This window comes from Roseovarius gaetbuli (assembly GCF_900172365.1).
In the GTDB taxonomy this organism is placed as follows: domain Bacteria; phylum Pseudomonadota; class Alphaproteobacteria; order Rhodobacterales; family Rhodobacteraceae; genus Roseovarius; species Roseovarius gaetbuli.
This window is the reverse complement of sequence record NZ_FWFJ01000029.1, coordinates 26,016-48,729: the sequence shown is the minus strand read 5'-3', so window position 1 is coordinate 48,729 and position 22,714 is coordinate 26,016. Positions and strand designations below refer to the sequence as shown.

Annotated in this window: 17 protein-coding genes, 1 tRNA gene and 2 pseudogenes; 10 read left to right on the top strand and 10 right to left on the bottom strand. The window is 61.9% G+C overall.

Annotated elements, in window-relative coordinates; genetic code table 11:
* Positions 1 to 301 precede the first annotated feature (301 nt).
* The 7 genes and pseudogenes from ROG8370_RS20220 to ROG8370_RS13685 all read right to left on the bottom strand — a co-directional run bounded on the left by ROG8370_RS20220 (position 302) and on the right by ROG8370_RS13685 (position 3,974).
* Positions 302 to 490 carry a hypothetical protein gene (locus ROG8370_RS20220; RefSeq protein WP_139838159.1) on the bottom strand — a complete coding sequence of 63 codons (189 nt, stop codon included), beginning with the start codon at positions 488 to 490 and terminating at the stop codon, positions 302 to 304.
* Positions 491 to 557: 67 nt separating this feature from the next.
* Positions 558 to 688 (bottom strand): annotated as a pseudogene (locus ROG8370_RS21665) (sll1863 family stress response protein); the annotation flags it as partial.
* Positions 689 to 1,241: 553 nt separating this feature from the next.
* Positions 1,242 to 1,604, bottom strand: coding sequence for a hypothetical protein (locus ROG8370_RS13705; RefSeq protein ID WP_139838158.1), 363 nt, complete (start codon positions 1,602 to 1,604; stop codon positions 1,242 to 1,244).
* 658 nt (positions 1,605 to 2,262) lie between these two features.
* Positions 2,263 to 2,394, bottom strand: a pseudogene (locus ROG8370_RS13700) (helix-turn-helix domain-containing protein); the annotation flags it as partial.
* 81 nt (positions 2,395 to 2,475) lie between these two features.
* On the bottom strand, positions 2,476 to 2,757 hold the full coding sequence (locus tag ROG8370_RS13695) for an ATP-binding protein (RefSeq protein WP_085827748.1): 282 nt from the start codon (positions 2,755 to 2,757) through the stop codon (positions 2,476 to 2,478).
* A gap of 515 nt (positions 2,758 to 3,272) precedes the next feature.
* A tRNA-Gln gene (locus ROG8370_RS13690) sits at positions 3,273 to 3,347 on the bottom strand.
* A 132-nt stretch (positions 3,348 to 3,479) separates the two neighbouring features.
* Positions 3,480 to 3,974 carry an SH3 domain-containing protein gene (locus ROG8370_RS13685; protein WP_085827747.1) on the bottom strand — a complete coding sequence of 165 codons (495 nt, stop codon included), beginning with the start codon at positions 3,972 to 3,974 and terminating at the stop codon, positions 3,480 to 3,482.
* 112 nt (positions 3,975 to 4,086) lie between these two features.
* Between ROG8370_RS13685 and ROG8370_RS13680 the strand changes: the two genes are divergently transcribed.
* From ROG8370_RS13680 to ggt, 3 genes are all read left to right on the top strand, one after another.
* Complete coding sequence (locus ROG8370_RS13680; RefSeq protein ID WP_085827750.1) at positions 4,087 to 5,073, top strand: 2-hydroxyacid dehydrogenase; 987 nt, start codon at positions 4,087 to 4,089, stop codon at positions 5,071 to 5,073.
* 63 nt (positions 5,074 to 5,136) lie between these two features.
* Positions 5,137 to 6,252, top strand: coding sequence for a THUMP domain-containing class I SAM-dependent RNA methyltransferase (locus ROG8370_RS13675; RefSeq protein ID WP_085827746.1), 1,116 nt, complete (start codon positions 5,137 to 5,139; stop codon positions 6,250 to 6,252).
* 19 nt (positions 6,253 to 6,271) lie between these two features.
* The gene (gene ggt, locus ROG8370_RS13670) at positions 6,272 to 8,059 is read left to right on the top strand and encodes a gamma-glutamyltransferase (protein WP_085827745.1); all 1,788 of its coding nucleotides are present in this window, start codon (positions 6,272 to 6,274) and stop codon (positions 8,057 to 8,059) included.
* A gap of 19 nt (positions 8,060 to 8,078) precedes the next feature.
* On the opposite strand, the gene cueR is transcribed toward ggt, so the two are convergent.
* The 3 genes from cueR to ROG8370_RS13655 all read right to left on the bottom strand — a co-directional run bounded on the left by cueR (position 8,079) and on the right by ROG8370_RS13655 (position 12,877).
* The gene (cueR, locus tag ROG8370_RS13665) at positions 8,079 to 8,465 is read right to left on the bottom strand and encodes a Cu(I)-responsive transcriptional regulator (RefSeq protein WP_085827744.1); all 387 of its coding nucleotides are present in this window, start codon (positions 8,463 to 8,465) and stop codon (positions 8,079 to 8,081) included.
* Entirely contained in the window at positions 8,462 to 10,924 is a 2,463-nt protein-coding gene (locus ROG8370_RS13660; RefSeq protein ID WP_085827743.1) for a heavy metal translocating P-type ATPase, read from the bottom strand. The genes cueR and ROG8370_RS13660 overlap by 4 nt, the downstream gene beginning before the upstream one ends.
* A gap of 90 nt (positions 10,925 to 11,014) precedes the next feature.
* Positions 11,015 to 12,877 (bottom strand): sigma 54-interacting transcriptional regulator, encoded by a 1,863-nt coding sequence (locus ROG8370_RS13655; protein ID WP_085827742.1) that lies wholly within the window; start codon positions 12,875 to 12,877, stop codon positions 11,015 to 11,017.
* Between the two features lie 208 nt (positions 12,878 to 13,085).
* Here ROG8370_RS13655 and ROG8370_RS13650 point away from each other — a divergent pair, with 208 nt between their 5' ends.
* From ROG8370_RS13650 to ROG8370_RS13620, 7 genes are all read left to right on the top strand, one after another.
* Complete coding sequence (locus tag ROG8370_RS13650; protein ID WP_085827741.1) at positions 13,086 to 14,462, top strand: CmpA/NrtA family ABC transporter substrate-binding protein; 1,377 nt, start codon at positions 13,086 to 13,088, stop codon at positions 14,460 to 14,462.
* 3 nt (positions 14,463 to 14,465) lie between these two features.
* Positions 14,466 to 15,299, top strand: coding sequence for a nitrate ABC transporter permease (ntrB, locus tag ROG8370_RS13645; protein WP_085827740.1), 834 nt, complete (start codon positions 14,466 to 14,468; stop codon positions 15,297 to 15,299).
* Between the two features lie 11 nt (positions 15,300 to 15,310).
* The gene (locus ROG8370_RS13640) at positions 15,311 to 16,207 is read left to right on the top strand and encodes an ABC transporter ATP-binding protein (protein ID WP_085827739.1); all 897 of its coding nucleotides are present in this window, start codon (positions 15,311 to 15,313) and stop codon (positions 16,205 to 16,207) included.
* A gap of 25 nt (positions 16,208 to 16,232) precedes the next feature.
* Positions 16,233 to 16,703: a cyanase gene (gene cynS / locus ROG8370_RS13635; protein WP_085827738.1), complete on the top strand. Its 471-nt coding sequence runs from the start codon at positions 16,233 to 16,235 to the stop codon at positions 16,701 to 16,703.
* Positions 16,704 to 16,860: 157 nt separating this feature from the next.
* Positions 16,861 to 18,762, top strand: coding sequence for an efflux RND transporter periplasmic adaptor subunit (locus tag ROG8370_RS13630; protein WP_139838157.1), 1,902 nt, complete (start codon positions 16,861 to 16,863; stop codon positions 18,760 to 18,762).
* A gap of 1 nt (position 18,763) precedes the next feature.
* Positions 18,764 to 20,917: a zinc metalloprotease gene (locus ROG8370_RS13625; protein ID WP_085827736.1), complete on the top strand. Its 2,154-nt coding sequence runs from the start codon at positions 18,764 to 18,766 to the stop codon at positions 20,915 to 20,917.
* A 2-nt stretch (positions 20,918 to 20,919) separates the two neighbouring features.
* Positions 20,920 to 22,635: a preprotein translocase subunit SecA gene (locus ROG8370_RS13620; protein WP_085827735.1), complete on the top strand. Its 1,716-nt coding sequence runs from the start codon at positions 20,920 to 20,922 to the stop codon at positions 22,633 to 22,635.
* Positions 22,636 to 22,714: the final 79 nt, after the last annotated feature.

Sequence of the window (22,714 nt, the reverse complement as noted above, 5' to 3'; positions counted from 1 at the left end):
TCCGACCAAAAACGCTTCTTCTGACCCTTCTTGCCCGCCATATCCGCCCTCAAGATGTCCACTATCAATAGTGGACACTTATCAACACACTCTATGAAATGTCAGAGCAGCGAGGCCGGACGCTTACTCACGAATCCTGTCGCTTCTGCAAGATGCATCCCCGTGTCTGAGACCAGAGCAACCATCCAGGACATCATCATGAACCCTGCACTCAGACTGTATACGATGGATCGCTTCAATGGGGAGTGCCGCACGTGCGCCCAGAAGCGGCATGAGCGCGTGAGATAGATTGGGGTTGGCCTCAATAATGGGATGCAGGCGTACTCGCCTCTCTCTCGAGACGGGCCTTGCGAAGTCTTGCTGTTTTAACTTGGCTTTTTTCCGCTTCCCCTTCGAGGATTCCCTTCGCAGCGCGCGTGGTTTTGTCCAACGCGGTTTCAGCACGAGGCTTAAGAGTTTTGAACACGGTTGTCTTTGTCAGTGTCGTCATTACAGAGTCTCCTTAAAGTCGTCGTTGTTTTGGGGATGCGCTGCAGACTAATTAGAACCAACACTCCTCATCTGGACGTCGACATGGCGCTGTCGAAAGCATCTGAGATTCTGTCCCAGGCCTTGTCGAAGCTGGACTCGCGGAGTTCCTTTAACTTGGCCTCGGCCTCGTCGCGCTGATGCGCATCTCGTCTAATTGCTATCCGCGTCTGCATATCCTCGTGTCGTCATTTTTAGATGACGGGAATTTCGCCCTTAGCGAACCTTCACGACCCTCGCAGCGACCGGTAGCTTCGAGCCCATCCGAGGATCAGAACCAGTGAGCCGTCCGGAAACTCGACGCGTCTTCATGTTGCTCCGACTACTTCTTTTCGTCGATCAAGTTTGGATCTGTGACCGGCTTGGGGTTGCTTGAATCTTCCGAAGTCGGGCGAGATTGGGACCGCATTCCTTGTCCCCTTGCGCCACGTCGTCTGGACGCGCTCTTCGGTGCAGGTACTGCAAGAAATTCGGCGAGGTTGAACTTGGGCTTCATGGAAAACATGGTCATCGAATAATCCTTTTATGTGGCGCAAGTTTTAGCGCCTCTCTTTGGAATGTGGGGTCTGGCACCCAGTCATACAAACGGCCTTGGGTCAGATTGGCACCGACAAAACTGTTAAAAGACAATTCGCACAGTGCTGGGAGCCTTGAACCTCTGCAGAGTGCACGGTAACCAACGCCTACTTCGCGCGTGGTCACCGTTCTACCACTTAAAGCGCAGACAATTTCTGGGCACATTCCTTCGCTACGCCCGGCGTTGGCTTTTCGGCGCCAGAGAATGTCGCCCAGCCTGCTTTTTCAAGCGAACGGCTTCGCGTGTAGCTCGCTTCAGCCATTAGGGCGTCTAGGTTCATCTCTGCGTCTGAATCGGCCTGAAAATTCATAACACAGATCGGTGAGAGTGCGGCAACTACGGCAGCACTTGCCTCGGCCGCGCTCTGCTTGGCAGCGGTGCCGCCAAGCGTCCAGCCACCCCAGTTGAACCCGATTGTGATTGCGACAACCGCACCAAGGGCGAAGCCCTGCGATAGGCGTTTGAGTGACTCGCCTTGGATCGCTGCGGGAAATTCCATTTTATATTCCTTCCGTCCGATCTCTCGGCACATTGGGAGCGAAAGCTCCTCGGCGCCGTCATACCAGACTGTTTGTGGAAAAGCCGTGCCCGCCCGTATCAGCGCTGCACTGTTTCGCTTATGCACCAAAATCCAAGAAAAGTAAACCTCTGCGCAACCATCAAAAAATGGCTACCGGATCATTTTGCGGGAACGTTAGGATCTCAACCACAGTGACCTGAGCCCCCAAGCTTCCTCCATCTCGCGGAGAGTCTTTGATTGTCAGTCATGATTTATAGCGCTCCGAATGCGTCAATGAATTTCGGTAGGTGTCAGTAAGTTCGCAACGAATTGAATAGCCCAATTCCTCCTATCCCGCACAGCGGAAATTGGTGGTGAAATTAGCAAGCTTCCGCTCTTTGCCCTTCAAACCCAACGATATCTTGTCGCTGCGTTGTCGATCCGATCATTCACCGGCACGGAGTGTTCTTCGGGGTATCTCTGCAACGCGTTGACGTGGTTTTTCATGAAGTCTGAGAATTCGTCACCCGACCCGCCCGTAGCAGCGGCGCGGGATATGAAGAGACCGAGCAATTGCCGGTTCAATATGCGTATGCCTCTTTATTCAGGGGCCTGTCTGTATGCATGAAGGATATCGTGCATCACCGAAAAGTAAAAAGGCAGGCTCTTCGCGGAGATACTTTTTAATGGTGTTGCGAGACAAACCCGTACGTCGCGCAATCTCTCGTATTGGCATTTTGTCACGCAATGCCCAGCGTCGAATAACACTCAAAAATCCCATGTCGATCACTCCATGTCTCCCTGAACAAAACTGTCAGGGCAATGTGTTCACATGGGTCAATTCTCAGTGACAATTTATGGGGCTACCGGGTCAGTTCTCAATGACATTCAACATCCCTGGGCGCATTGCCTCAATGAGTGCTTCTTCAGTCATGCCTTCGCCGTCATCGAGGATACCTATTGCGGGCTCATCGCTCAGCGTTTCGGCAAGAAGCTGAATTGACTTGGCGCCCGCCGTGACGGAATTATCGATGATATCGGCCAGCGCAGTGTCGAGAGAATAGCCAATATCGCGCAAGCTTTCCACGAGGGAGGCGGCGTGAGGCGTCGCGTCTTCTGTGCGTTCGGCGTGCTCCGCATTATGCTTTTTCATAATCAAAATGGCCTGCTAAAAAAGTAGTAACATTCCATAAAAAAACACTTTTTCGAACGCGAGCACAACCCCAAGGTTGAACCGCACCAATTACATTGGAGATCAATAGCTTTTCTTCACGTGATCGCACTTCTTGCAAAGTCACGCTACGGGAAGAGCTGAATGAAGGAAATTGACGTTAGACGGTTGAGAGATCAGGGCTTTAGCGTCGTGCCCGGCTGCACATGCTAGCGACCTCAAGTGCTCCACAGTCGCGCCTCTAAGAGCGCCGGACTTTAAAAGACTAACCGAAGATGGCCAAAGTTCAACCGACCACTCTGGATGCGTCTTTGGTTTTTTGAGTGCGAGGCCCAATTTTGACGCCGTCACGGCCGGCACAATTGGCCTGGCGCGCATTCCGAGTCGTCTGCCGACCTTTGTGCCTGCAAAGTGCCGGATAAGAGGGCTGAATAAGTGTTCCGGAGTCAAAAATTTCGACCGGACTAAGCATTTGAATTTTTTGAAAAAATGGTTGATGGCTGGGGTGGTAGGATTCGAACCTACGATCTCCTGTACCAAAAACAGTTGCCCTACCGCTAGGCCACACCCCAATCGTGTCGCGGTAATTACTCTGGACCTTGGCGCGGTTCAAGAGCGGAAGGCAAAAAAAACGTGTTGAACTGTCGAATGTTGACTATCACTTTGATACTAAAAGAAAAACAACCTGAACAATCGGGTTGATCCTATTCAAACACCTCATCGGGGCCCACGCCCCAGAGCGCCGTTTTGGGGGCCCAGCCGTCATATCCGGCGGCGGAAATCTCGCACCAGTCCAATGCGCATTCCTCGAGTCGCGCAATCACGCCGCTTTCAAGCTGTGCGGCGACCATTGCGCCGGGCTCGGGCTTGGCGAGAATATCCAGCATATCCTGTTCGACAATCGCGGTGCGCACGCCCGACAAAAGCGTGTAATGCACCCAGCCCCCGGCGCCGTCCCGGTCGCGCACACGGCGCCAGTGGCCATGCTCTGCGGTGATCTCAAGCGGCATGTCGCGGCGCTTGAACACCCAGTCGATCCGATGGGTCAGGCTTGGACCGCGCCGCACGTTGCCCTCGGACGCCTTCATCGACACGAACCGCGGCAGCGGCAGGTTGGTGACGGGGCCACGCTCCTGGGCGGCCCCCGCCATTGGCAGCGACAGCACCAGCGCCGTGAGGGCGGCAATACCTGATTTCATGGTCTTTATCCGTTTTATGCTCGACAATGCGCACGGGGTTCTTGTGCCCCGCTCGTTCCTGCGTCACTCTGGCAGCAACGCGCTTGAATTGCAAAGCACAAGGAGGGTCTTGATGCCATCTACACGCCTGAGTGTTGTCGTAACGCGACGCTTGCCGGAACCTGTTGAAAAACGGATGAGCGAGCTTTTCGACCTTACGTTGCCCGAGCGCGACGAGCCGATGACGCGCGCCGACCTAATAAAGGCGGTGAAGGACGCGGATGTTCTGGTGCCGACGCTGAGCGACAAGATTGATGCAGGGGTGATTGCGCAGGCCGGCGATCGGCTCAAGCTGATTGCGAACTATGGCGCGGGGGTGGATCATATCGACGTTCACACCGCGCGCCAGCATGGCATTCTTGTGTCAAACACGCCCGGTGTTTCCGCCGATGATACGGCCGATATGACGCTCGCGCTTATCCTCTGCGTGACCCGGCGTTTGCCCGAGGGGCTTGCCCGGATGCAGGCCGGTAAATGGCAGGGCTGGTCGCCCAACGCCCTGCTTGGCGGGCGCGTTGCCGGGCGCCGTCTTGGCATTCTCGGCATGGGCCGGATCGGTCAGGCGGTGGCGCGGCGCGCGGCGGCCTTTGGCATGCAGATCCATTATCACAACCGCCGCCGTCTGCGCCCCGAGATCGAACAAGAGCTTGGCGCGACCTATTGGGAGAGCCTGGACCAGATGGTCGCGCGGATGGATGTGATCAGCGTGAATTGCCCGCATACGCCCTCGACCTTTCATTTGATGAACGCGCGCCGTCTCAAGCTGATGAAACCCGAAGCGGTGATCGTGAACACCAGCCGTGGCGAGGTGATCGACGAAAACGCCCTGACACGGATGTTGCGCGCGGGCGAAATTGCCGGCGCCGGGCTTGACGTTTATGAGCATGGCACAGAGATCAACCCGCGCCTGCGCGAGCTTGATAACGTCGTACTCTTGCCGCATATGGGCTCGGCCACGCTTGAGGGGCGCATCGAGATGGGCGAAAAGGTTCTGGTCAATATCAAGACCTTTGACGACGGTCACCGCCCGCCTGATCAGGTTGTGCCTGCCATGCTTTGACCGGATGCAGGGCGGCCCGCGTGAGCGCTCGCATCTTGCCGTGAATGGCCCTATGAGGGTGCGATGAGCACAGCCCAACCCTTTGAGATCTTTCTCGCCGCCCCGCCCGGACTCGAGGCCGCATTGGCCATTGAGGCCGCCGAAAAGGGCTTTGGCCCCACCACCGAGCATCCGGGGGGGCTTAGTTTTATGGGCGGTTGGCCTGATGTGCAGCGCGCCAATCTTGAATTGCGCGGCGCCGGGCGTGTGTTGGCGCGGATCGGATCGTTTCGCGCCTTTCACCTGGCACAGCTTGACAAGCGGTCGCGCAAATTCGACTGGGCGGCGTTTTTGCGCCCCGATGTCCCCCTGCGGGTCGAGGTGACCTGTCGCAAGTCGAAAATCTATCACGCGGGGGCCGCCAGCGAACGCATCAAGCGCGCGATTTCCGAGACCCTTGGTGCGCCGCTGGATGATACCGCGCCGCTGCGCCTTATGGCGCGGATCGAGGACGATCTTGTCACCTTCAGCCTTGATACCTCGGGCGAGCCGCTGCACCGGCGCGGCCATAAAGAGGCGGTGGGCAAGGCGCCGATGCGCGAAACGCTGGCCGCGATGTTTCTGCGCGACTGTGGCTATGACGGGAGCGAGCCGGTGGTCGATCCGATGTGTGGTTCCGGCACCTTTCCGATCGAGGCGGCCGAGATCGCGCTTGGGCTTTTGCCCGGACGCGCGCGCCATTTCGCGTTTCAGGACATGGCCGGATATGACGCGGAGGCTTGGGAGGCGATGCGCGCCGGTGGACCGCCGCGCGACACGCCGCTGCGCTTTTACGGGTTTGATCGCGATGCGGGCGCGGTGCGCATGGCCACGGCCAATGCCGCGCGCGCCGGGGTCGATCATATTACCGAGTTCACCTGTCAGCCGATCAGCGCGCTTTTGCCCCCAGAGGGGCCGCGAGGCCTTGTGATGGTGAACCCGCCCTATGGCGCGCGGATCGGCAATCGCAAGCTCTTGTTCGGACTTTACGGCGCCTTGGGCGAGGTATTGCGCACGCAGTTTCGCGGCTGGCGCGTCGGCATCGTGACAAGCGATGCGGGTCTTGCGCGCGCGACCGAGCTGCCGTTTCTGCCGGATGCGACCTCGGTGGCGCATGGCGGGATCAAGATCACGCTGCACCGCACGGGGGCGCTTCGCTAAACCGAAAATGGGGGCAATCATGCGCTTAAAGATGTTGGTGACGGGGATGGTTTTGGCGTTGGCCCTTGGGCCCGCGCAGGCGCAACAGGCCGCCGATGCGATTGCCCCGGAAGGGGCCGCCGCTGGCTTGGCACAGGTGACGCCCCGGCTGGCCGCCTCACGCGCGCTCAAAGATGCGGGCCTGCCGGTCGAGGCCGAAAACTGGATGATCGCCGCCGCCAATCCGCTTGCGGTGGATGCCGGCGCGCGGGTGCTTGCGACGGGTGGCACCGCCGCCGATGCCATGATCGCGGTGCAGGCGGTTCTGGGGCTGGTCGAGCCGCAAAGCTCTGGCCTTGGCGGCGGTGCGTTTCTGGTCTGGCACGACGGGGCGAGCGGCAAGATCACCACGCTTGATGGCCGCGAAACCGCGCCGCTGGCGGCGACGCCCAAGCTGTTTCTCGACGAGGCCGGTCAGCCGCTCAAATTCTTTGACGCGGTGGTTGGCGGGCGCTCTGTCGGCACACCGGGCACGCCGGCCCTGATGGCCGAGGCGCATCGCCGCTGGGGGCGCGCCGATTGGCCGGGGCTGTTTGACGAGGCGATAACGCTGGCCGACGGTGGCTTTGCGGTCAGCTCGCGCTTGGCCAGCCTGATCGCGGGCGACGCCGAGCGCCTGTCGCGGTTCGAGGATACGCGCGATTATTTCCTGCCCGGCGGCGCGGCGCTGCGCGCAGGGCAGACTCTGCGCAACCCCGAGTATGCCGACACGCTCCGGCTTTTGGCGACGACGGGGGCACGCGGCTTTTACTCCGGCGAAATGGCGCTTGATATTGCCGAGCGGGTGCAGCGCACGGGCAAAAGCTCAGGCGTGCTGGCGCCGATTGACCTTGCGATTTACCGGGTCAAGGAACGCCCGGCGGTCTGTGCGCCCTATCGCGGCTACGAGGTATGCGGCATGGGTCCGCCGTCCTCTGGCGCGGTGGCCGTTGGGCAGATTTTAGGCCTGCTAGAGGGCTATGACCTTGCCGCACTTGGCGCCGAGAACCCCGAGGCCTGGCGCCTTATCGGCGATGCCAGCCGTCTGGCCTTTGCCGACCGGGGCCGGTATCTCGCCGATAGCGATTTCGTGCCGGTGCCGGTCAAGGGCCTGCTGGCGGGCGGCTATCTCGCTGAGCGCGCCAAGCTGCTTGGCGGCGATGATGCGCTGCCCGAGGTGAGCCCCGGCACGCCCGAGTTTGATCACGCGCTCAACTGGGGCGATGATCAGTCGATCGAGCTTCCTTCGACCTCGCATATCTCGATCTATGACCGCTATGGCAACGCCCTGTCGATGACCACGACGATTGAAAACGGCTTTGGCTCGCGCCTGATGATGGGTGGGTTTCTGCTCAATAACGAGCTGACGGATTTTTCCTTTGCGACCCACGACAACGGGCGCCCCATCGCCAACCGGGTTGAACCGGGCAAGCGGCCGCGCTCTTCTATGGCGCCGACGATTCTGCGCAAGGATGGCAAGCCGGTGCTGATCATCGGAAGTCCGGGCGGCAGCCGGATCATCGGTTACGTGGCCAAGAGCATCATTGCCTGGGTCGATTGGGGCATGGACGTGCAAACCGCCATTGGCCTGCCGCATCTTGTGAACCGCTTTGGCAGTTATGACCTTGAGGCGGGCACATCGGCGGGCGCATTGGCCGCGCCGCTTGGCGAGATGGGATACGAAGTAGGATTGCGCGACCTGACTTCGGGCCTGCACGCGATTGAGGTGGGTGATACCCTGCTGGGTGGCGCCGATCCGCGCCGCGAGGGGCTGGCTTATGGCGAGTAACGCCTAGGGTCCACACTCGCTAGTCCTGCGCAAGGTCGCGCAGGATCGGGCAGTCTGGGCGATTGTCGCCGGCGCATTCACGCACCAGATGGCGCAGGGTGGCCTGCATGGATTGAAGCTGTTCGATCTTTTCGTCGATGCGGGCAAGATGCTCTTGCGCGAGGCGTTTGACATCGCCGCTATTGCGCTCCTGATCCTCGTACAGCGCCATCAAGGTGCGGCAATCCTCAATCGAAAACCCAAGCGTGCGGGCGCGCCCGAGAAAAGCAAGCTTGTGGGTATCGGCGTGTTGAAACACGCGGTATCCGTTGGTGTCGCGCGCCGGGCGGATAAGGCCGATATCCTCGTAATAGCGGATGGTCTTGGGCGGCAAACCGGTGCGCTTGGAAACGTCAGAGATATTCATGCCGCGCCGCCTTTCATCGCGGGCGCAACCCGGCGCAGGCGCAGCGCGTTCGACAGCACGAAGACCGAGCTAAGCGCCATCGCCCCCGCCGCCAGCATCGGAGAGAGCATCAGCCCGGTCAGCGGATAAAGCGCCCCCGCCGCCACCGGGATAAGCGCAGCGTTATAGGCAAACGCCCAAAACAGGTTTTGGCGGATATTGCGCAGGGTGCGACGCGACAGATCAAGCGCGTTGACCACGCCGACAAGGTCGCCCGACATCAACACCACATCGGCCGCTTCGATGGCGACATCGGTGCCGGTGCCGACGGCAATGCCGACATCGGCATGGGCCAGGGCCGGGGCGTCGTTGATCCCGTCGCCGACAAAGGCCAGCGTGCCGAACCGCTCGCGTAGCGCGGTCAGAGCTTTTACCTTGCCCTCGGGCAGAACCTCGGCCTCGACGTGATCAATGCCAAGATCGCGGGCGATTGCCTCGGCCGTGCCCTGGCTGTCGCCGGTGATCATCGCCACCTTGACGCCTTTGGCATGCAGCGCGTCAATCACCGCGCGGCTTGTGAGTTTGACCGCATCGGCGATGCCAAGAACGGCGGCAAGGCGGCCATCAACGGCGATGTAGATCGCGCTTTGCCCCTTATCGGCGAGAGCATTGGCGGCGGCATCAAGTGCGCTTGTGGCGATCCCCTCGCGCAGCATCAGGCGATGCGCGCCAATCAACAGGTCACGGCCCTCGACCTGCGCGGAAATGCCATGGCCGGGAATGGCCTTGAAGGCGCTTACCTTGGGAAGGGCAAGGTCGCGGCGCGCGGCCTCATCCTCGATCGCGCGGGCGATGGGATGTTCGGACTTGCCCTGCGCGGCGGCGGCAAGGCGCAGGACATCGTCGGGATCCACGCCGGAAGCGGTTTCAATCACGGTGATGCCGGGCGTGCCGATGGTCAGCGTGCCGGTCTTGTCAAAGGCCACCACGCGCACCTCATCAAGCCGCTGCAACGCCTCGCCCTTGCGAAACAGCACGCCGATTTCGGCGGCGCGCCCGGTGCCCACCATGATCGAGGTCGGCGTCGCCAGCCCCATCGCGCAGGGGCAGGCGATGATCAGCACCGAGACCCCCGCCACAAGCGCATGGGTCAGCGCGGGCGCGGGCCCGAAGATCAACCATGTGGCCACGGCGACAAGTGCCACGGCCATCACCACCGGCACGAAAATCCGCACGACCTTATCGGCGAGGGCCTGCACCGGAAGTTTTGCGCCCTGCGCCTGTTCCACCATCTCGATGATGCGGGCAAGCACTGTGTCGCTCCCGACCGCCGTGGCGCGATAGCTTAGCGCGCCGTCGCCGTTGATCGTACCGCCGACAAGCATGTCACCGATGGATTTGGCCACCGGGGCAGGTTCGCCGGTGATCATCGCCTCATCGACATAAGAGCGCCCGTCGATCACCTCGCCGTCAAGCGCGACGCGCTCGCCGGGGCGCAGGTGGATAAGATCGCCGACGGCGACCTGATCAAGCGGCAGCTCGGTGATCTTGCCCTTGCGCTCGACCCGTGCAGTCTCGGGTTGCAGCGCGATCAGCTTCTGGATCGCGGCCCCGGTGCGCCCCTTGGCGCGCGCCTCAAGCCAGCGACCCAAAAGGATCAGCGTAACGATCACGGCGGCGGCCTCGAAATAGACGGCGCGGCTGGCGTCGGGCAGAACGCCCGGTGCCAGAAGCGCCAGTGTCGAATAGGCCCAAGCCGCCGTGGCCCCAAGCGCGACAAGGCTGTTCATGTCCGGTGCGGCCTTGATCAGGGCAGGAATGCCAAGGCGAAAGAACTGTAGTCCCGGCCAGATCAGCACAAGCGTGGTAAGGATGAACTGCACGCCCCAGGATGCGGTCGTACCGATGGTGCCCGCAATCAGCCCGGCCATGCCGGGGATCACGTGGCTGCCCATTTCCAACACAAACACCGGCAGGGTCAGCGCGGCGGCAATCAGGGTCTGGCGGCGGGCGTGATCGGCCTCGGCGGCGCGGCGCGCGGCCTGATCGTCGGGCGCGCCGTCCTTGGGGCGGGCGGGATATCCGGCCTCGGTCACCGCGCGCGCCAGCTGGTTGGCGTCGGTGCTTCCGGCCAGATAGCGCACCTGCGCGGTTTCGTTCGCAAGGTTGACCGAGGCCGACACCACCGTCGGCATCGCCATAAGCGCGCGTTCGACGCGTCCGACGCAGGACGCGCAGGTCATGCCGGTGACGTTCAAGGTCACGGTTTCCTCTCGGGCGGGGTAGTTGGCGGCGCGCAGGGCCTCGGCGATGGCGGCGGCATCCGCGCCCTCAAGATGCATCTGCGCCCGCCCGGTGGCGAAGTTGACGGCCACATCGCTTACCCCGTCGACCCCCGATATCGCACGTTCGGCACGCCCGGCGCAGCCGGCGCAACTTAGGCCTTGAACGTCAATCCTGATCTCGGTGCCGGTGGTCATGAGGGTATCCTGCCTTTCTGGCTTTGAGGCATAGATAGGGGCTCCAGTCACTGGAAGGTCAAGAGGGTGCGCCAAAAATAGATTTGCGGCTTACGGTGCCTTCCACTCCTCCGGGGCGATGTTGAACTTGCGCAGCCGGGAATAAAGCGTCGTCGGCTGCACCCCCATCACCGCCGCCGCGCCATCGGGGCCGGCGACCTTGCCGCCGGTCTCGCGCAGGCAGGCAAGGATATTGCGGCGCACGGCCTGTTGCATCTCGGCCTCGGTCAGGATCGCGCTTTGGTCGGAGGCGGCAAGGCTGTGCCCCTCGCCAAGCTCGACAATGAGTTTGCCGCCCTTCGAGACAATCGCCGCGCGCTCGATCACGTTGCGCAACTCGCGCACATTGCCGGGCCAGCCATAGGCGGCAAGGCGGGTCATGACGCGCTCGGTGATGACCGGCTTGGGGCGGCCAAGCCGTTTGCAGGCCAGCGTCAGAAGATGCGAGGCCAGTTCGGGGATGTCCTCGGGGTGATCGCGCAGCGGGAGACAGGTGATCGGAAAAACGTTGAGATAAAGGAAAAGGTCTTCGCGCAAACGCCCGGCCGCGACCTCTTTTTCAAGGCTGGTGGCGGCGGCGGCGATGACGCGGATATCAAGGTCGCGCGTCCGGTTGTCGCCCACGCGCGTCACCCGGCGATCCTGCAGCGCGCTGAGCAGACGGCCCTGATGCTCAAGCGGCAATTCTCCGATATCGTCGAGGAAAAGCGTGCCGCCATGCGCCAGTTCAAGCTTGCCGGGCTTGTCGCGCAGCGCGCCGGGAAAGGCGCCGCGGATCTGGCCGAAAAGCTCTCCTTCAATCGCGTCGGCACCGACCGAGCCGCACTTGAAATGAATGAGCGGGCGGCGGCGGCGCGGGCTGTCCTTGTGGATGGCGGTGGCGACAAGCGCCTTGCCGGTGCCCGCCTCGCCCGAGATAAGAACGGTGGCGTCGGTCTCGGCCACAAGCTCGATCTTGGTGAGCAACTGGCGGATGGCTGGGGAGGAACCGATGATGTCGTGATGCGCGCGCTCGGAGGTGATCGCCTCTTGCAGATAGGCGTTTTCCTGTTCCAGGCGGTCGCGCAGGCGGGCGACCTGATCCATCGCCTCGCGCAGCTTGCGCTCGTTTTCCTTGCGCTCGGTGATGTCGCGAAAGATCACCACCGCCCCGGCCAGCACCTTTTGGTCGTAAATCGGCGTCGAGACATATTCGACGCGGATCGGTTTGCCATCCTTGCGCCAGAATACCTCGTCCTCGATCCGGTTGACCTGTTCAAAGCGAAACGACTGATAGATCGGGCAGTCATGCGAATGGTAAAGATCGCCGTTGAGGTGGTGATGGTGGATCACCGAATGGATGTCTTGGCCAAGCAGGTCGTCCGATGTCCAGCCCAGCATTTCCTGCGCCGCGCGGTTGAGGAATGTGGTCTTGCCCTCGGCATTGACGCCGTAAATCCCTTCGCCGGCCGCGTTCAGGATAAGCTGGTTCTGGCGCTCCAACTCGGCGAAAAACCCCTGTGCATGCCGCCATTCCAACAGGCCAGAACGGTGCAGGTCAGAGGTCTCGGTGATTTCGGCGTGCCGGTCCAGTTCGGTCAGATCAAGGATCGTCAGCAAAAGCGACGCGGGCGCGCCGTCGATCATCCGCCCGCGCAATTCGGCACTGATCGGCGTGCCGGTGGTGGTGTGAAGGGACAATTCGCGGCTCCAGGCCTCGGATCGGTGCGCGATTTCATCGACGAAGACGATGAACTGCGGCAGGGATTTGCCAAGGAGCGGTGAGAATGCCGCCTCGTGGTCCGGGGCGATCTCAAGCAGGCGCGCGGCGCGCGGATTGGCGGCCAGGATCCGGTCGCGGGCGAGGTCGATGATCACTGTCGCTTCGGGCAGGGCCGCAAGCAGGGAATCGGGGCTGAGGGATAAATCATGCATGAGGCCAGCAGACACTGCTGCGCTGCGGCGAGGCAATACGACATTTCGTAAATTACGAGATATCGTAAATATCGCTCCGGGGAAAATCCACTTCAAGTCTATGAAATATAATGAAATAAAAGGCCTGCACAAATAACAGGCAATGGCCTTTTTTAGAACCGTCGCAGGGGTGATCATGGCTCAACACTAGTTGACAAAAGGACAGATCATGACCATGAAAAGTTTGGGCAACCCGTTTTCCGCGACCTCCGACCTGCGCCATGGCGCCGCCTGTGGCTGTGACAGCTGCAAGGCGGGCAGTCACACCGACACCACCCCGGCGATGACATCCGATGACATGCTGGAACGCGCCGTCGAAAGCGCGATTGTACGCTCTGTGTTCGGACAAAGCGATATCGGGCGGCGCTCTTTCATGGGCATGCTTGGGGGTGGCACGGTGGCCGCCGCGCTTGCCTCGGTGTTTCCGCTGGAACAGGCCAAAGCGGCCATTCTTGATAATCTTGGGCCGCCCGAAAAGACCGATCTCAACATCGGCTTTGTGCCGATCACCTGTGCAACGCCGATCATCATGGCCCAACCGATGGGCTTTTACGAGCGTTACGGCCTCAACGCCAAGGTGATCAAGACCGCCGGTTGGGCGGTGGCGCGCGACAAGTCGCTCTCGGGTGAATATGATGCGAGCCACATGCTTACGCCGATGCCGCTTGCGATGTCGCTTGGGGCGGGCTCGGTGGCAGAGCCCTACATCATGCCCGCGGTTGAGAACATCAACGGTCAGGCGATTGTTCTGTCGAACGAGCATCTGGACAAGCGCGATCCGAAACAGTGGAAGGGTTTCACCTTCGGGGTGCCGTTTGAATATTCGATGCACAACTTTTTGCTGCGCTATTACGTGGCCGAGTTCGGGCTTGACCCGGATGTCGATATCCAGATCCGCGTCGTGCCCCCGCCCGAGATGGTGGCAAACCTGCGCGCGGGCAATCTTGATGGCTATCTCTCGCCCGATCCGTTCAATCAGCGCGCCGTTTGGGAAGGCATCGGTTTCCTGCACATCCTGACCAAGGATATCTGGGAGGGGCACCCCTGCTGTGCCTTTGCCGCGCCGCTTAGCTTTGCGACGGAATTGCCCAACACCTATGGCGCCTTGCTCAAGTCGATCATCGACGCGACGCAATATGCCTCGAAGGCCGAGAACCGCAAGGAAATCTCGGCGGCGATTGCGCCGACCAATTACCTCAACCAACCCGTCGCGGTGATCGAACAGGTGCTGACCGGGACCTACGCCGACGGTCTTGGCGAGGTGAAGCAGGTGCCCGACCGGATCGACTTTGATCCTTTCCCCTGGCATTCGATGGGCGTGTGGATTTTGACCCAGATGAAACGCTGGGGCTATATCGAGGGCGACGTCGATTACCGCGCCGTGGCCGAACAGGTTTACCTGGCCGCCGACGCCAAGAAAGTGATGAACGAGCTTGGCTATGATGCCCCCGACATCACCTATAAATCGCACACCATCATGGGCAAGACCTTTGATCCGGCCAAGCCGGAAGAGTACGTCAAAAGCTTTGCCATCGGAAAGGCCTGATCCATGGGCCGACTTTCCCTCAATCAACGCGCGATGCTTTTGTCGCTGGTGATGCTGGTGGTCGCCCTCCTGATATGGGAGGCGGCTATCCCCGCGCAAAAGGCGGTTGGCGAGCTTACCGAATACGAGCGCCTCACCGGGGGCGGCGCGCCCAAGGCCGGCGTGCCCCCGCCAAGCCAGGTGATCGCCAAGGCCTGGGCCGAATTGTCGAACCCCTTTTATGACGCGGGGCCGAACGACAAGGGCATCGGCATCCAGATCGGCTATTCGATCTCCCGGGTGCTGACCGGCTATGTCATGGCGGCCGTGATCGCGATCCCGCTTGGGTTTCTGATCGGCATGTCGCCGGTCGCCTATAAGGCGCTTAACCCGTTCATTCAGGTGTTGCGCCCGATTTCACCGCTGGCCTGGATGCCGCTTGCGCTGTTCATCATCCAGGATTCAGAGGCGAGCGCGATTTTCGTGATCTTCATCTGTTCGATCTGGCCGATGCTGATCAACACCGCCTTTGGCGTGGCCGGGGTGCGTTCGGATTGGGTCAATGTGGCGCGCACCCACGAGCTGGGTCATTTCAAGACCGCCTTCACGGTGATCCTGCCCGCCGCCGCGCCAACAATCGTGACCGGCATGCGGATTTCCATCGGCATCGCCTGGCTTGTGATCGTCGCGGCAGAGATGCTCGTGGGAGGGACCGGGATTGGCTATTACGTCTGGAACGAATGGAACAATCTTGACCTGACCTCGGTGATCTTTTCGATCCTCATGATCGGGGTTGTCGGCATGATGCTGGATGCGGCCTTTGGCGCGCTTCAGCGGGCCGTGGCCTACGCGGAATAAGGAGCATTTCTATGTCCAAACCCTATCTTTCCATCGAACACCTGACCCAGAGATTTCCCGACGGGCAGGGCGGCACCCTTACCGTGTTTGAGGATGCCACCTTCGGGATCGAGAAAGGCGAGTTTGTCTGCATCCTTGGTCACTCGGGCTGTGGCAAGTCCACCATCATGAACATCCTCGCGGGTCTGGCAGAGCCGACAAGCGGCGTGGTCAAGATGGATGGTTTCGAGGTCTCTGGCCCAAGCCTTGATCGCGGGGTGGTGTTTCAGAACTATTCGCTGCTGCCCTGGCTGAGCACGCTCAAGAATGTCAGCTTTGGCGTCGCGGCGCGCTATCCCAAATGGTCCAGGGCCAAGGTGCTTGAGCATTCGCGCGACTACCTCGCGATGGTCGGGCTTGAGGGCGACGTGATCCACCGCAAGCCTAGCCAATTGTCGGGTGGCATGCGCCAGAGGGTGTCGATTGCCCGCGCTTTCGCCAATCACCCCAAGCTTTTGCTGCTGGATGAACCGTTTGGCGCGCTTGATGCTCTGACGCGGGGCACCATTCAGGACGAGCTGCTCAAGATCTGGGGCGGGACCGAACAGACGGTGTTCATGATCACCCATGATATCGACGAGGCGATCCTTCTGGCCGACCGCATCCTGTTGATGAGCAACGGCCCCTATGCCCGCGTCGCGGAATCGGTCGAAATCACCATCCCGCGCCCGCGCAACCGTACCGAGATCATCGAGCACCCCAACTATTACGCGATCCGCAACCATCTGGTGCAGTTCCTTGGCCAACGCTCCAAGGCGCTTTCGGGCGAGCCGTCGGGCGGCGAGGCGCAACGCCCCGCGCCTGTGCGGATCGACAAGACCGCCGAGGTGGCCGGGGATGAACCACACCTGCGCGCCGTGAACCTTTGAACCCATGACAAGAGGAGAGAAAGAGATGAAAGACAGCTATGAAACCCCCGCTCTTCTGAGCAAGGAAGATGTCACGACGCAAATCCTGATCGCCAAGAAAAAGGCCGGGATGAAATGGGAAGAGATCGCCGAGGCCATCGGCATGTCGCCGATCTGGACGCATTCGGCCTGCATGGGGATGAACGCGATGCCCGCCGACAAGGCCACAGCGCTTGCCAAGGTGCTTGATCTCACGCCCGAGGCCGCCGATGTCCTGACGGAATATCCGACCAAGATCTGGGAACAGGCGGTGCCGACCGATCCCTGCATCTATCGGCTTTATGAAATCGTGGGGGTTTACGGCCCGACGATCAAGGCGATCATGCAGGAAGAGTTTGGCGACGGGATCATGTCGGCCATCGACTTTGACATGACGCTTACCCGCGTCGAGAGCCCCAAGGGCGACCGGGTAAAACTTGAAATGTCGGGCAAATTCCTTGGTTATAATAACTGGTGAATTGACGCAGACTGTGATTTTGTATGGGGGCTGTCTGATGGGGCGGCCCCTTTTTTATTATGTGCATTCCTGGTGACGATTTGGCCTGCGACAGGCGCGACTACCCCCCTATCAGAACAGCGTAACCCGGCGGATGATCGCCACAGGGAGACGCGCGATGGATGGAGACCCGACACAAGCCCGACCGGCGCCGCGCGATGGCGCCGCCGCCGCAAAGGGCGCCGTGGTCGATCAGGCACTTTGGTCGTATTTGCGCGAGGGGGGCGACACCTCGGATTTCGCCAAGGCGTGGCTTGCGCTGCAATGCCAGATAATCGACGGGGTCACGGCCGCCGCCCTGGTGATGCCCGATGCCGATGTCGGCGAGCGGTTCGTGCCGATGGCGATCTGGCCCGACGCGGGCGATCTTGATGACCATCTTGCGGCCACCACCGAACATGCAATGGCCGAAAAGCGCGGCGTTCTGCGCGAGGTACCCAGCGGTGGCGGCATGGTCTCGCTGGCCTATCCGTTTCTGCTTGAGGGGCGCGTGATCGGGGCGGTCACCCTGCGCATGCCCAACCGCGACAGCGCCGGGATGCGCCGGATCATGCGGCAATTGCAATGGGGCGCGGGCTGGATCGAGCTTTTGGATCGGCGCGGCGCGGTTCGCGATATCGCCGCCGAACGTGATCGCGGGCAGGCGGCGCTTGACGTGGTGGTGACCCTGCTCGAGGCCAAGGATCACAAATCCGCCGCCATGGCCGTGGCCACAAGCACCGCCGCCCTTCTGGATATGCAGCGGGTGAGTATTGGCCTTCTCAAGGGGCGCAAGCTCAGTGTTGTGGCGCTGTCGCATTCCGCCGAACTTGGCGCGCAATTGCATCTGGCGGGCGCGTTGCGCCGGGCGATGCTTGAATCGCTGGATCAGGGCGCGCCGATCCTGCGCAGCGCGGCGCGTGATGAAGAAGATGGCGAGCCCGCCTTCGTGTCGCGCGCGCATGGTGACTTGCTCAGTGCGCAGGGTGCGATGTCGGCCTTTACCCTGCCGCTGACCGATGCCGACGATCAGGTGATCGGTGCGATCCTTTTGGAACATCGTGATATCGGCGGCATTCCGGCGCCGGTGCGTGATCGCGCCCGCGCGATTGCCGCGCTTGTCGGGCCGATCCTGCATCAAAAGCGGCTCAATGACCGGTCCTGGCCGGTGCGGGCCCTGCTTTGGCTCGGCGGGCTGTTCGCGGCGGTGCTTGGCCCGGCGCGGCTTGGGCTCAAGCTTACCGTGCTGGCGCTTGCTGCTGCCGTCTACTTCTTTTCGACCGCCACCACCGCCTTTGAGGTGACCGCAGATGCGCGCCTTGAAGGACAGGTGCAGCGGATCATCTCGGCACCGTTTGACGGCTATCTTGTGGATCAGGCCGTGCGCCCCGGCGACCGGGTGGCCGAGGGGGCCATTCTTGCCCAGCTTGATGATCGCGACATTCGGCTGCAACTCTTGTCGACCGAGGCACAACTGCGTCAGCGGCTGGTCGAGATGAATGCCGCCGTTGCCGAAGGGCGGCGCACCGATCAGGCGCTTCTGGACGCCCAGATTGCCCAGGTCGAGGCCGAGCGTGATCTTTTGCGCGAACAGATCGGGCGCACGGTTTTGCGCGCGCCCTTTGCCGGGGTGATCGTTTCGGGCGACCGCACCCAGCAACTTGGCGCGGCGGTCAGCCGCGGTGAAGAGCTATTCGTGGTGGCGCCGCTTGATGATTACCGTCTGCGCCTTGCGGTGGCCGAGGGGGATATCGCCGAAATCGCCCCTGATCAGGTGGGGCAGGTGCGCTTTGCCGCGCGCCCGGATGACACCTTTGGCTTTACGGTCAACCGGATCATGTCGGTGGCCGAGGTCGACCAAGGCCTGAACCGCTTTGCCGTCGAGGGCGCGATTGCGCCGGACGGCGACCGTCAGGGCGTGCTTTTGCCCGGCATGGAAGGCGTCGCGCGGATCGGTGTCGACGAGCGCCTGTTGATCCGGGTCTGGACGCAGGACGCGCTTGACTGGCTGCGGCTTGCCCTCTGGCGCTGGATTCCCTGATATGGCAGCCCCCGGCGCAAACCCGTTTTCCTCGGTCTGGCCCAAGATCGCCCAGCTTCGCCCGGCGCTGCGTTCGCATGCCGAGATTTACCGCCAGCATTTTCGCGGCGGTCTGTGGTATCTGATCGAGGATCGCGCGGGCGGGCGGTTTTTCCGTTTCTCGCCCCAGGCTTATTCGATCATCGGCTTGATGGACGGGCACCGCACCATGGCCCAGATTTATGCCATCGCGCAGGATCGCCTTGGTGCCGATCTTCCGCCGCAGGACGAGATCATCCAGCTTTTGTCGCAACTTCATGCGGCCGGGGTTTTGACCACTGACACCCTGCCGGACCTTGAGGAAATAAGCGAGCGCGCACGCACCACCAAGCGGCGCAAGCTGATGCAGTCGTTTCGCAATCCGCTTGGCATTCGCATTCCTTTGCTGCCGATTGACGGGTTCATTTCCGCGATGATGCCGCTCGTGCGGCCACTGTTTAGCTGGGTCGGGTTGATCCTCTGGGCGGGGCTGGTGATTTCGGGGGTGGTGTCGGCCGGTATCCACTGGCAGGACCTGACCACCGACATCACCGACCGGGTTTTGTCGACGCAGGGCATTGCGCTCTTGCTGATCGCCTATCCGCTGGTCAAGGCGCTGCACGAGCTTGGGCATGGGTTTGCGGTGAAAAACTGGGGCGGGCAGGTGCGCGAGGTGGGCATCATGCTCTTGGTGTTCATGCCGGTGCCCTATGTCGATGCCTCGGCCGCCACCGGGTTTGCGTCGAAATGGCAGCGCATCGTCGTAAGCTCGGCGGGGATCATGGTCGAACTGGCGCTTGCCGCCACGGCGATGCTGTTCTGGTCCGAGATGGAGCCGGGGCCGGTGCGTGCGCTGTTGTTCAACATCATGCTGATCGGCGGGGTCTCGACCCTGTTGTTCAACGGCAATCCGCTGTTGCGCTTTGACGGGTATTACATCTTCACCGACCTGATTGAGGTGCCAAATCTTGGCCAGCGGTCGAACGCCTACCTGACCTATCTGGTGCGGCGCTATCTGTTTGGGCTGTCGCATATAAGCAGCCCGGTCACCGCCCCCGGCGAACGACGCTGGCTGGCGAGCTATGCCATTCTGGCGTTTCTTTACCGGATGATGATCATGATCGTGATCGCGCTTTTCGTGGCGGGAAAGTTCTTTTTCCTCGGCATTGCGCTTGCGATTTGGAGTGTGAGCCTCACGATCCTTTTGCCGATCTACAAAGCCATTCGCTATCTGCTCAGCTCGCCCGAGCTTGAGGCGCGGCGCGGGCGCGCGCTTTGGGGAAGTGCGGTGCTTTTGGCCCTGATCGCGGGGCCACTGCTGGTCTGGCCGGTGCCGGATGCGACGCTGGCGCAGGGGGTGATCTGGATGCCGGGCGAAACCCGCGTTGTGGCGCAAAGCGGCGGCTGGCTGCGCGGGCTGGACGAGCGGCCGCGTGACATCGGCGAAGCGGGCACGGTTCTGGCGGAATTGGAAAACCCGCTGATCGACATGCGCGAAAACGTGGTCCGGGCCGAAATGCGCGAGGCGCGGGTGCGCCTGTCGGCAAGTGGCGCGGGCGATCCGGTGCGCGCGCGCATCGAAGAGGCGCGGATGGATCTGGCGGCCGGCGAATTGGCGCGGATTGCCGAACGGCGCAGCGGGCTGACCGTGCATGCCGCCCATGACGGGCGGTTTGAACCGGTGCTCGGCGCCGATCTTGAGGGGCGCTATATTCCGCAGGGCGAGCTTCTGGGCTATCTGCTTCAGCCCAGGGGATGGGTCGTGCGCGCCGCCATTCCGCAGGCGCGGATCGACCGGGTCAACGGCGAAACAGAGGCGATCGACCTGCGGTTTTCAACCTCGATCGACCGCGTGCATCGCGCCCGTCTTATCGCGCAAACCCCGCGCGCCACCCATCAATTGCCAAGTGCCGCGCTCGGAAGCATGGGCGGTGGAACGATTGCCACTCACCCTGCCTCAAGCGGGATGCAGGCGCTTGAAAGCGTGTTTCTGGTCGATCTGATGGTTGACGAAGACATCGACGCGCGCTTTTTCGGCGAGCGGGTTTATGTGCGCTTTGATCATGGCCGCGCGCCGCTTGTGCAACAGGCCTGGCGGATCGGGCGACAGGTGTTTCTGGATCGGTTCGGGCTTTGAGCATGGCGGGCACACCGGATCGCGGGCGTCTTGCGGCGCACCCCGCCCCTGGCCGTCAAAGAAAGACCGAAGGGTCGCCGCTTGATCAATTCGGGGCCCGGCTTTGGGTCTGGCTCTGGCCGCTCTGGCGGCCGGTGGCGCACCTTGGGTTCTGGCTTGTGGCGCTGCGCGCGCGCGCCATGCGCGATCCCGGAACGCGCGGGGGCGAGGCGGCTTGTCTTGCGCGGGCGGTTATTGCGGCGCAGGGGCGGCCACGCCTCTCAGAGATGTGTCGCGCCCTTGCCATGGCGCGGGGCTGGGCCGTGGCCGAGGCTGATCCCGAGCGCCGCAAGCACTTGATTTTGCTGGCGGGATTGATCCTTGCGCAACGCCCGAGCGGGGTGCGGATTTGTCTGGCGCATGGCGGCGATATTGCCGACGAGGGCGCGCGTCTTGCGCCTGTTTTTGCGCGGCTCGGCGTGCCGCTGGCCGTGATCGAGGATGGCACGCCGCTTGACGAGCGCCAAAAACGGCTGGTCGCGCGCGCCACCCTGTGCAGTCTCAAAAGCCTCGGGTATGATTATTTACGCGATGCGATCCTGCTTGGTGAGGGAGCCTCGGGCTTGCGGCTCGCGACGCGGGATTTGCGGGGCAAGCCGCGTGCCGCCGAGGGCTGGCGGCGCAATCCGGCGATCTTGCTGGCCGATCTTGACCGCGCGCTTCTGGATGATGCGCGCCTGCCGATGACGGCGGGCGGTGCGCGTGATCAGCTTTTCACCGCGACCGAGGCGCGCGCCGCGCTTGGCCTGGCGCGCAGCCTTCAGGAGGGCGAGGATTTTCGCCTTGCCGCCCCCGGTCAGCCGCCGACCCTCTCGGCGCTTGGGCGCAAACGGCTTGCTGCGGCCCCGGCCAAGACGCCCGGCCTGTCGGATGATCCGACGCGCCGCGCCTATCTTGTGACGCTGGCGGTGATGGCGCTTCACGGGGTCAAGCGCGGGCGCGATTACATCGTGGATGAGACGGGGATCGTCACCATCGACCCGCAAACCGGAGAGCCAGCACCGGGGCGCAACTGGGGCAGTGGCGTGCAGCAGATGATCGAGGCGCTGGAGCGCGTGCCGATGACGCCGGTGCAACGTTCGCTGGCGCAGGTTTCGGTGCCCGGTGTGCTTGAGGGCGTGCCGTTGCTGGGCGGCGTGGCGAGCGACCTTGATCACGCAGGGCGCGAATTGCACCTGCGTTACGGTTTGCGGCCCTGGCCGACCCGCGCGCCAGTGGCGCCGGGGCCGGTGGTGTTTTGCCGTGATCGCGCCGCGCAAGACGCACGGATTGACGCGCTTGTGGCCGAGGGCGCGGTTGTGGTTTCCGACAGTTCCGAGCGCCCTGGTGCCCTCAGGGTCGAGACCGCCCTGGCGGGGCTTTCGCCTGTGCCCGACCGGATCGTTCTGGCCGATGTGGCCGAGACCGCGCGCCTGCCGCGTGCGCTGTCAGAGCGCAACGGCGGTTGCCCGGTCAGTCAAGTAATATGTCTTGAAGAATCACCTTTTGCGGGGCGTCTTGGGCCGCGTATTTTGAAAACCCTCTGGCCTGTGTCGCCGCTCCGACAGCTGCGTGCGCGGTTTCATCTCTTGGTCTACCAACAGAAAATGGCGCGCCATTTTGCCAAGCAACGTGCCGCGCAAGTCGATGTGGAGAAACGAAGAAAACGGATTCTTGCGTTTTCCGGGTGCACAGTCTGACTTTGCATGGCTTGGGCGAGCATTGTTTCCATGAAATAGCTTTATTTGATGGGAGATGAGTGTATTGTTAAAAGTAACG